The 10,329-nt window shown below is 63.2% G+C and carries 8 protein-coding genes; all 8 read right to left on the bottom strand.

Annotation, left to right across the window (positions count from 1 at the left end; genetic code table 11):
• The coding region (cas1, locus tag ACK41X_RS20835) for a CRISPR-associated endonuclease Cas1 (protein ID WP_409727323.1) at positions 1 to 1,380 on the bottom strand (1,380 nt) is incomplete at its 3' end.
• A gap of 118 nt (positions 1,381 to 1,498) precedes the next feature.
• Positions 1,499 to 2,995: a type I-U CRISPR-associated protein Csb2 gene (csb2, locus tag ACK41X_RS20830; RefSeq protein WP_409727320.1), complete on the bottom strand. Its 1,497-nt coding sequence runs from the start codon at positions 2,993 to 2,995 to the stop codon at positions 1,499 to 1,501.
• Positions 2,992 to 4,158, bottom strand: a complete 1,167-nt coding sequence (gene cas7u / locus ACK41X_RS20825; RefSeq protein ID WP_409727316.1) for a type I-U CRISPR-associated RAMP protein Csb1/Cas7u — start codon at positions 4,156 to 4,158, stop codon at positions 2,992 to 2,994. The genes csb2 and cas7u overlap by 4 nt, the downstream gene beginning before the upstream one ends.
• A complete protein-coding gene (locus ACK41X_RS20820; protein WP_409727313.1) occupies positions 4,128 to 4,943 on the bottom strand; it encodes a hypothetical protein in 816 nt (271 codons plus the stop codon). Before ACK41X_RS20820 ends, cas7u begins: the two co-directional genes overlap by 31 nt.
• The gene (cas3u, locus tag ACK41X_RS20815) at positions 4,940 to 7,822 is read right to left on the bottom strand and encodes a type I-U CRISPR-associated helicase/endonuclease Cas3 (protein WP_409727310.1); all 2,883 of its coding nucleotides are present in this window, start codon (positions 7,820 to 7,822) and stop codon (positions 4,940 to 4,942) included. Before cas3u ends, ACK41X_RS20820 begins: the two co-directional genes overlap by 4 nt.
• Positions 7,823 to 8,050: 228 nt before the next feature.
• Complete coding sequence (locus tag ACK41X_RS20810; protein ID WP_409727307.1) at positions 8,051 to 8,470, bottom strand: hypothetical protein; 420 nt, start codon at positions 8,468 to 8,470, stop codon at positions 8,051 to 8,053.
• Complete coding sequence (locus ACK41X_RS20805) at positions 8,467 to 9,783, bottom strand: recombinase family protein (protein ID WP_409727304.1); 1,317 nt, start codon at positions 9,781 to 9,783, stop codon at positions 8,467 to 8,469. The genes ACK41X_RS20810 and ACK41X_RS20805 overlap by 4 nt, the downstream gene beginning before the upstream one ends.
• Positions 9,780 to 10,226 (bottom strand): DUF2924 domain-containing protein, encoded by a 447-nt coding sequence (locus tag ACK41X_RS20800; RefSeq protein WP_409727300.1) that lies wholly within the window; start codon positions 10,224 to 10,226, stop codon positions 9,780 to 9,782. Before ACK41X_RS20800 ends, ACK41X_RS20805 begins: the two co-directional genes overlap by 4 nt.
• Positions 10,227 to 10,329 lie beyond the last annotated feature (103 nt).

The raw sequence follows: 10,329 nt of genomic DNA, 5'->3' as shown, positions 1-10,329 counted from the left end.
GTAGGGATCGAAGCCGACGGCAGAGAGCACCGTAAGCCACGTGCGCGTCACCAATGCATAACCGAGCGACAGCAAGGCATTGACTGGATCGGCCGGGGGCCGACGCGTGCGCTTTTCGAACGCAAATTCCGGAAAGTCGCGCGCCGCATCGCCGAACATGGCTGTGAAAAGACGAAAGTAGCGCGCCGCGGCCTCGCCTTCGATACCGAGCAATTCCGCTTCGCTTTGTGCGTAAGCCGCACGATCTGCGAGACGCGACAGCGCCTCCAGCGTAGCATCGCGCTCAGCCTCATTGCCGGCCTTGAAATTACGCCGCAAGAAGACGCGGCTGTTCTTAATTTTGGCCACGACCAAGCTGCGCGCAAAAGCGAGGCAGCGCCGCTCATCAAAAGCGGCACGGTATTGCGCAATGCGCGTCGCCACATTCTTATGGCCGGTCGAGACGGTGTGGCCAAGCACCCAGCCGCCGGTCGATGCGTAGGTGACCGGAATCTCCTCCCGAAGCAAGGCGCCGAGCGCAGGCGTGCTCAACGATATCGGCCCGTGCAATACCAGCTCGGACACGTCCCCGATCGGAACCTCGGTTTTCTGGTCTTCGGTCTCAATGACCAGAACTTCGCCCGACTTGCTCACACGCGCGCCCGGTTCCTGTACATAGAGCGGCAACGCCGTGTCGGCCGACGGATTGAGCGGGCGCGGCGCCAATCCGCGGCGGAAGAACGTGACCTCATCGGGCAGGCAAATTCCTGCGAGCGAGCATTTCGTGCATTTTGGGCTATCAATGAGCGGCGGCGGAAGCCGCCCGGCCGCGGCCGCAAGCCGCAAGTCAGAGATTGCCGCACGTGTCTTCGCGCGCAGCTCGTCATTGAGTGCAATTCGCACACGTTCGCGCGAGCCCGCATACCAGATTGCGCCTTCCGATACGGTATATCCGGCCTCTTCAAGGATCAGGGCCTGGGCGCAGACCTGCACCCGCTCAGGCTCGTAGGCCCCCTCGGCCACGTGTGGGCGCTTGCCCTTTTTCGTATCGACCGGTGTGACACTCCCGCCATCGCCGTCGACGAGATCGATCTTGGCTATGATGCCAAGCCGCTCAGAAGCAAGCGTCACCGAGCGCGCGGTGAAATCGGGCTTTTCGTCTGTCTCTGCAGGCGCAGGGAGCTTTCCGCCCCCGGCATCCACCCGCACGTGGGCGCGCCGTCCTTCTTCGGTATCGCCGGTGTCCGCCCATTCTCCGTCGACCCATTCGAGAAAGGCTAGCCGCGGGCAATAAACCCATTCGTTGACCATCCGCACGGGCACCAGCGGTGTCTCACCATTGGCCGGCGGTGCCGGAAGATCTAGCGCGAGTTGATTGTAATCGTTGTCAATCTCAGGCATCGGTCACTCCGTCCCAAGCTGGGCCAGCGCGATGCACACCGAACAAGTCGCGTGCCACCAAAAAGCCACCGAACGATAGGTCGGCACAGTTTGTTGGCAACGCGTTTGCAGCGCCGCGCTACGCCAGCGCTGCAAATAGCCCAAGGCCAATGTGGCGTCCCGCGCCCATGACGACCGGCCCCGGCACTTCCTCCGCGAAGGTGACGATGGCGTGCGTGCGAGGAAACCCCTTCAAATAGGCCGGCACGCGATAGGCGCGCGCGACTTCCGCGCCCGGGAACACAGGTTCGCGCTGGAGCGTAATTTCGACGACCGGCGTGGTGTAACCCGACTGCGCCAGCGCCTTGAGGACGAGCGCATGCGCCTTGCGCGACCGAAAATCGTCGCGCCCGGGCAGTACGATGGGCGTCACTGAGCCGAAGGTTAGGGCCTTACCCAGGTAGCGCAGCGTCACGCCGTCGGTGTCCGGATCGATTTCGCGCAGGTCCGCCTTGATCTCGCCGGTTCCCTCCTCGACGAGCGAGGCGCTCGAAAGGCGGCGCGCCACGCTTTGCGCCTTTCCGCCCCCGCCGCCGAACGGCTCGGCCAGCAGCACGCGGCGGATGCGGCCGTTGCGGCCCCTTGGTGCGATCGTCGGCAGCGGCAGATAGGAGAAGCGGTTGTTCTTCGTCTCGGCATCGTCGCCATGACCGCAGACGAAGCGCTCGATGAAATCGGCATCGAGCTTCATCGCCTTGGCGCGCTCGTGGGCGGCATGGCGCAGCCAGGCGGCGACCGTGATCGCGTCGCGCGGATCGAAGGAGCGGTAGGCGCCGTCGTCGTCCACCAAGGAGAAAGCATGGACCGGGCGGCGGCGGCCCTGCGGGCGGCGCAGATAGCCGACTTCCCGATAGACCGAGACAGGCGCCGGCGGCGTGACGTAACGCTCAGCACCGCGGCCGCGACCCGACTGCACGCGTCTGGCCTGATCCTTGTAGCGATCCATCAGCTCATTGAGCGAGCCTTCGACGGGCACACGCCAGCCGACGCCGGCGGCATCCGCGATCCAAGTTTCGCCCGGCAGCGCGTTCTTCTCTCGCGCGCTGAGGATGCGCCCGTTGCCGGCGACGAGATCAATGCCGAGGCCGAGGCAGTGCAGGTGGCGTGCCTCTTCCCGGAGAATTTCGACATAAGGGCGCGCAGCCTCCCATTCCTCCTCGGGGATGGGCCATAGGAAGCGCACCGGGCCGTCCTCGGCGAGCCGATGCGGACGCAGGTCCTTGTCGGTCTTCAGTTCGTTCGGCTGCTTCTCCGGCTCCTTGTCCTGCGCCCAAAACCGAGCGACCTTGTCCATGTCGTTGTTGGGCACATAGAGCCGCACGACGCTGGCCGCGCGCGCAGGCGGGGCGACGATCTCAGGCGCCGCGCGCCGTTCGAGCCAGCGCAGGGCTTCCTTCTTGGCGTCCGAGAACTCGGTGCGGCGGAAGCCGAGATTGCCGGCGGCAAGGAGCGCCTGGAACAGACGGTGCGGATTGGGCGGCCACTCGGACGGGAAATAGGTTCGCTCCCGCTCCGACCGGCGCCCGTGATAGCGGCCGGCGAGGACATGCGCCTCGATGCAGAGCCAGCGGGTCACTGGTTGGAATCCCCGCTCTTACCCTTGCGGCTCTTACCCTTCTTGCTGCCCTTCTCCTCCATCTCTTTTTCGACCTCGGCCCTTGCTCGATCCGGGTCCAAGAATTCGTATCGACCGCTCTTTCGCTCGCCGAAGTCGTCTGCAGCCTTCTGGGCGAAGGCAAGCAACGCGCTGCCATGAGGAGCGACTTCCTGCCGCGATCCATCATTGAAGACCACCTCCCACCTGGATGGCCTGTCCGGATCTTTCACGAGCAAGCACCCCTGGCGAAGATCATGCGGGCGGTCATAGCTGATGGCGACAAGCGCGAGACCAAGAATGTAACGGCGAAGCGCATCGCCAGTTTGGCCTTTGGGTCCTATTGCACGTAGACAAACAAGATTTAGGATTGCTTCGCGGCGAATTTCACCACGTACAATAACTCCGCCGTGGGTGCCTTCCGCCGGCGCGGCCTTAAGACCAAAGGCGCTGCCGATTTTTTTGCCTCCTTTTGTGGTGGTTTCCAGAAACTCATCGTCGAAGAGTTCTTCCTTTACGTAGTCGATGGGTGGAAAATATTGTGCGGAGCGTTGTAGCTCGGTGATGTCATACGCGCGGATGGTGGAGGCGACGATCCGCGGTAGCTTTGCTTGCGTGCCGCGCGAATCCCACGCGCCAAACACGAGCGACGTGGGCGCGATCTTGGCCAGCTCGGTGGCATTACCGCTCTCTTGATAAGCGTTGAACGCCTCCTTCAGCGTCGGACCGAGGCTCGAGTAGCGCACGATTGCATCCGCAGCACGGTGTCCGGCATCGAGCAGGTTCACAATCTTGTTGCCGGCTTTGATTTCGATCTGCGGGACGAGGCGGGAATACGGCGTGTCCTCGCCGTTGACCTTCTTGAACATCGGCTCCATGCGGTTCGCCTGTGAGCCGACGGTGTCGATGATGGCGATGCGGGTGACCTTGTTGTCATCGTTGCCATCTCGGACTTCGTCGATGTTGTAGCCCGCCTTCCCGCCCTGAGGCGCCGCGAAGGTCGGAGGGAAGATTACGGCATCGCGCCCTTCGGCCGGCATCAGCCACTGACGGCACACGAGTGCGGCCGGCCCGTCCGCCGCGAGCATCTTGTCGGCCAATTCGTTCCACGTGCTCATTGTTTCACCTGCAAAGGATTTGCCCATCCGAACGTCCCATACTGCGCGTTGCGCATCACGACGGGGAACTCGAAGGCGTGCGCTGCGCCAACGCCCGCGACCGCAGCAGGAGCAACGGCAACGTCGAGCGGCACCTGCCAAACATGATAGGCGAACCAACGCCGCTTGCCTTCGATGGGAACAGGTCGGCAACGTTGCAGACCTATGGCAGCGAGAATTTCGGTGGCGGGCGAGGTGAGCACAGGGATGCCCTGCTCATCAGGGGAGAATCCGACGTCGAGCGCCTCCCAGGAGGCGGACGGATCGAAGCCGAACCGTCCGCTTGTCGGCCAACGCTGCGAGAGGAACCGTTCTGCCGATGTTCTCGGTGTATGCTCAATGATCTCGCGCCAGGCGCCACGAAGGCCGTTTACGTTCCGCTCGGGCGTCTGCTGTCCCGCCCAAACCTTCAATTCCGATTTGTCGCCTTCGCCGTAGGAATCGAGCCACCAATCAAGCCGCAAGTCAAATGGCAGCAGGATTACCGGCTGGCGGTCGGCCTGCAATGTCTCGATCCCCTCATCTTCGGGAATCGCCACGAGCTTGTCGGCTTCGCACAGCTTTCTCACAATCTCCGCCAGCGGATCGTTGTGTCCGCTGTAGGTGATGATGTGGAAGGTGGCGCGGCTTCCGTCGCCCGCGAACCAGCCTTCACTCCCCGGCCACAGGCGGCTTGCGAGCTCCAAAAGGCCGCAGCAGGCGAAGAACTTGCCCGGATTGCGCAGATCGACGTCGAGGGTGATGTCGGACGAGGGATGGTCGGTGACGGTCATGTGGCGCGCTCTCGCAAATCCATGGCCGCTTCGTTTCCGTTCGAGCCAAGGCGTTCGGTCGCCGAATAATCCGCCGCGCGAATCAGCGATTCGAGCCACGCCAGACCCCAATGGCCGAAGCGGCGCTGCAGCCGCGCGAAGCGGCGCATCGTTTCGGCCGCAATGGCTTCGTTTTTTTCATCGCTCACGCCGTCGGCGATGTCCCACTGGTCCGGTTCGAAATGCGGCCGCGCCCAGCCGTGGTGTGCGGCGATGAGGTGGAGAATAAGGTCGCGCTCGGGGTGGCCGCGGATCGTTTCGTCTTCAGACGCCTCGCGCAGGGAGCCGAATTCGTGACGATAGGCGCCGCACTCGGAATCATCGAAGTCGCGCTGCCCGCTCTTCGCCCAAGGCTTCCAATCGGCGTTCTCACCCCGTCGCGGCGGCGCGTGTCCGATCGCCTTCTGCCACGCAGGGCGGTTCTTGCCCCGGTCGTGCCAGCGCGCGGCGATGACCACGGCGTCGGCGACGTCCGGTGCCGTGGCTTCCAGCCCGGTTCGGGCGATGATTTTCTCGGCCTCCTGCTCCGCCCAGCTCAGATGCTCGTCGAGGTCTTGCTGGCGCGCGGCCCCCGCCGGATCATCCTGCGCGGTCGCCGCCGCGCGACTCTCGCCGAGCAGCAGGAGAGCCCGTGCAGGCTCGCCTTCCTCATCGCGATCGAAAACCAGGAGCGCCCTTTCCGCGAGCGCAAAGTAAGTGCGAATTGCGCGCGCCGCTTGCTTGACGCTCTGTGCTACCAGTTCGTCCGGAATGGCGATCGCTTGCCGAATGACTCGCGCGCTCCAACCTTCGGCTTCCGGCTCGCGCGTGAGCAGCACGCGCAGACGCCGCCTTTCATCTCTACCGCTTGCGGCGAGATCATCCGCCACATCATAAGGCGGCGTGCGCGCGGGATCGTAACGTGCCTCGCTTGTCAGCATGCCGCGTTCATCGAGGCCGCCGGCGGAAGGCGGGAGGACGATGGTCGCGTAGGGCAATGCGGCCTCGCGTTCCAAGAGGTCCGACAGCGCGCCAACAATTGGATCGCCGTTTACCGGCAGGAGAATTGCTTGAAAGGGCTGTGGAGGTTCGCGGTCTTCGGAGTCGCCCTGCTCGGACTCGGCCGCCTTCGGCTTGCGTTTGGCGATGCGCTCAAGATCGCGCTTCACCTCGCTCAGCGGCCCGCGCAGGCGCTCGCGCGCCAGGATCGGGTGCTTGTCGTAAAGCTGCTTCAGGATGCGGACGCTGTTCCAGTTGTCGTCACGCAGGCATGCGGCGAGCTCGCTCACCTCTTCGCGCCAAGCGACGTAAAGATCGGGCTCGCCCGTCTCGATCCCGTGCAACCACCGCTCCGGCAGCGGGCGGCCGGGCAGGTCCTTGACGCGCGTGAGCGCCCAGTTGTCGATCAGAATATCTGTGAGCTCGACCGTACGCGGCGTCGGCGCGAAGGCATCGGTTCGATTGGCCAACGCGCGCAGGCTTTCCGGACTTGCGTCATGGGCGCCATCGCGCTTCGGCAGCGAGGCGAGCGCCGCCTTGGTCGCCGCAATCCGCTTGTCGAGATCGCTTTCTCCGTCGTCCTTCTTGCCACCTTCGGTATCCGTCTCGCCCGCTTCGTCGCTTGCCGCTTTGCTTTTCCTCTTTCCTTGGCCTTTGTCTTTCGGCCATCCAACAACGCTGATCTCGGCCTCGCGCCCGCCCAACCGGTTCACGCGACCGAGCCGTTGGATCATCGAGTCGAGTGTGGTGAGGTCGCAGACTAGATGATCCGCGTCGAGATCGACTCCCACTTCGCCTGCCGATGTCGCCACCAGATACTCCGTCGCCTCGGGCGGCTGCCGATCGGGATCGCTTCGGAACCCTGTGAACAGACTCGTCTCGGCGAGCGCATCGCGCTCGTAACCGCGCAGAATGCCGGTCAACAGCGCGACCCGCGAGCGATCGGTGGCCTTGGCAAGCTCGTCGGCGATCCTGCGGGCGTCGCGAGGTCTGCGCACGTAGACGAGCACGCGCTTGTGTTTGTCCCTGTACCGAAGGGCTAGTGCGACAATTTTGGCAATGACGGCGTCCTCGCTGTCGGCGCTCCCCTCGAAGCTCAGCCGCTTGGTCGCGTTCAAGCGCACGTCGACCAAATCCTCGGCCTTATCTTCTTTCGTCAGCGTGAACGCCGCCGTGGCGCCCTGCTGGCGCTGCGTGGCCGAAAGCTCCATGACGCGGAGCGGGTGCGGTTCATTCTGCTTATGTTGAACCTCGGCGATGCCGCGGATTAGTTTGGCGAACGGTTCGGATAGATGCGCCTCGTCATGTACAAGCAGCGTGTCTTGCCCAAGCAGGCCGGCATGGAACGGGCGCATGCGGCAAGATACGCCGTAACCCGAAAACAACAGCCGCGAGCCGATCATATCGACAGTGCCGATGATGATTGCCGGCCGCGCGGGATCGGCTTGCCACTCCCGATTGTCTGCGCGCTCGCCGCGCAGTGTACTGATGGCCAGCGGCGAGGCTTCACCGGTAGCTTTGATGCAAAGTTTGCTCAACTGGTCTCTGATTTGCGCGATCAGGCTTCCTGGGGGCGCGCTCATCAAACTTGCGCGTAGTCTTTCGGCAACGTCCGTCGCCTGATCCACCACTGTCCGCCGGTCTACGACATAGATGAGCCGCCGCGGGATTTTGACGGCGCGCCTTTCTGCTTGCCAAGCTAACGTGAGCAGCCATACGGCGATGACCGAGGTCTTGCCGAGGCCGGTCGGAATATCGAGCGCCGACGGGATATCCCCGCACAGGAAGTGGTTGCGAAAAAGCCGCTCCTGCCAGGGAAACGGCACATTGCCCTGGACAGCACGGAATTGCTGTTGGAACAACCTTATTCCGCTCGATGAAAGTTGCAGGTTGTGCATACGGAGCCTGAGCAAACCCGCCTTGATCTCAAGGCGGAATGTCTGGTTCTGCTTGTCCTACACGTGGCGCATTTCCGGCTTCGAATTCTCGTGCGCCTCCACATTCTCGTGCGCCTCCACATCGAAAAGGTATGACATCCATTCGTACAACTATTTTGGCGAATAATTCGGCCTGTACAACCCAATTGTCCGTCAGGGCAACGGCTTCGAAATTGAAGCACGCTGCTCCGGCCACCCCGCCGGAAATCCCCGCAAAAGACCCTTAAGTTGCAGCTCCGCCGGCTCTCGCCCCCCGAGAATCCTCTCCACAATGTCGGGGGCTAGAAGCGTCAAACGCAGCACCCGTCCGACGTAGGACTCGTTTATTTTCTCCGCTGTGGCAATCTCCCGGATCGTGGCGCATTCCCCTCTTTCGAGCATTTCGCGCCAGCGAAACGCTCGTGCGATGGCCTTGACCATCGCTGTGTCAACATGGCGGGTAATGGGCGTGGACGTGATTGCGGCACCGTCTGGTGCCAGAACCAGCTTCCGGCCTCCGCGCCTCCGGATCGAAATCGGCACCCTCACTGTGACGGTCCGGCCGTCGTCCATGATTTTCGGCTTGCCCGTCATGCTGCCCTCCTGTCTCCCGGCCGGATTGCGCTCAAATCCGCGACGAGACTCGTCAGCCCCTGTGTCCGCAGGCGGATGTCGGCGCCTTCGGTGCCGATGTCGACGCGCTCAACGAGCAACTGCACGATCCGAACCTGCTCGGCGGGGAACAGTTCGTCCCAGAGCGGGTCGAGCCGATCCAAGGCGCTCCGCACGTCGGATTCAGTAAGACCGTCCAACGATTGCCGGGCCACGCGCCATGTGCGCACGATAATTTCAGGGGAGCGCAAAATTCCGCGCACCTGTTCGACGACCGCGCTCTCGATCTCGGCTGCAGGGATGCGTCGCACATGGCAATCGCTGGCTTCGCGTTTCAGCACGTCGGTCGAAACATAGTAGCGGTAGAGCTTGTCTCCTCGCCGTGTGTGCGCAGGCGTCATCGCCCGGCCGGTCGGTCCGAAGATCAGGCCCTTCAGTAAGGCGGGCGTCTGCGCCCGCGTCTGGCGGGCACGCGTGCGCGGACTCTCAGCGAGAATGCTGTGGACTTTGTCCCAGAGCGCCTGGCTAACGATGGCCTGGTGCTCGCCGGGATAAGCTGTTCCCTTGTGCACCGCTTGGCCGATGTAAACCCGATTGTTCAGCAACTTGTAGACATAACCCTTGTCGACCAGCTTGCCCTGCTTGCCCCGGACATTTTCGGCCCGGAGCTTGCGCACCAGTTCGGTCGCCGAGCCGATCTTGATGAACCGTTCGAAAATCATCCGGACCGTCGCGGCCTCGGCCTCGTTCACCACGAGCTTGCGATCCTTGACGTCGTAGCCGAGGGGGACGAAGCCGCCCATCCACATGCCCTTTTTGCGAGACGCGGCAAACTTGTCGCGGATGCGCTCGCCAATGACCTCGCGCTCGAACTGCGCGAAGGAGAGCAGGATGTTGAGCGTGAGGCGGCCCATCGATGTTGTGGTATTGAACGACTGCGTGACGCTGACGAACGTGACTTTGTTCCTGTCGAACACCTCAACGAGCTTGGCGAAGTCCACCAGCGCGCGGCTGAGCCGGTCGATCTTGTAGACCACCACCACGTCGATCCGGTGCGCCTCGATATCAGCAAGCAAGCGCTGCAGCCCGGGGCGCGCCAGAGTCGCGCCGGAGATGCCGCCGTCGTCATAGTGGTCGGGGACGAGTACCCAGCCTTCGGGTTTCTGGCTCGCGATGTAGGCTTCGCAGGCCTCGCGCTGAGCATCGAGCGAGTTGAATTCCTGCTCCAGCCCCTCTTCGCTCGACTTGCGGGTGTAGACTGCACAGCGGAGTTTGCGCACGATCGGTTTCTTCATCGTGCGGCTCGCTGGTTCTTCAGGCCGAAGAAGGTGAGCCCATTCCAGCGTGTGCCGGTAATCGCCCGCGCGATGGCTGAGAGCGATCTGTAGGGGCGACCCTGGTATTCGTAGCCGTCGTCGCGCACCGTCACGCAGTGCTCAACCCCTTGATATTCGCGGATGAGCCGTGTGCCGGCGATCGGTCGGTCCTTGGCAGGCTGGCGCCGCCGCTTCGGATCGCCGCCGTCCAGCTCTTCCGCGAGATCGCGCAGGCGCTTCAGCGTATCCGGCTTCAGCCCGCCGTAAGCCAATTCCTGGATGCGGTAGGCGAGGCGATGTTCGAGGAAGCGGCGATTGTACGGCGGCGGCTCGGATTCGAAGAGATCGCGCCATTTCTGCTTGAGCGCGCCAATCGGCGCGGTCTTCAGGGCGGCCAATTGGGCCAGTACGGTGTCGGTCAATCCAAGCCTCCATGCGACGTGAAACGGTCGGCATGACTGCTCTGATGGGCGGCACAGTCGAGCAAACTCTCTCCGCCGGCCGGAGATAAAGGACTGGACTTCC

Origin of the sequence: Pseudorhodoplanes sp. (assembly GCF_046289595.1) — a bacterium.
In the GTDB taxonomy this organism is placed as follows: Bacteria; Pseudomonadota; Alphaproteobacteria; order Rhizobiales; family Xanthobacteraceae; genus Pseudorhodoplanes.
This window is presented reverse-complemented; position numbering and strand designations above follow the sequence as displayed.

Bases quoted from the DNA above. Each gene is read 5' to 3' on its own strand.
- cas7u (WP_409727316.1), bottom strand. From the start codon at position 4,158: ATGGGCAAATCCTTTGCAGGTGAAACAATGAGCACGTGGAACGAATTG.
- ACK41X_RS20820 (WP_409727313.1), bottom strand. From the start codon at position 4,943: ATGACCGTCACCGACCATCCCTCGTCCGACATCACCCTCGACGTCGAT.
- ACK41X_RS20810 (WP_409727307.1), bottom strand. From the start codon at position 8,470: ATGACGGGCAAGCCGAAAATCATGGACGACGGCCGGACCGTCACAGTG.
- ACK41X_RS20805 (WP_409727304.1), bottom strand. From the start codon at position 9,783: ATGAAGAAACCGATCGTGCGCAAACTCCGCTGTGCAGTCTACACCCGC.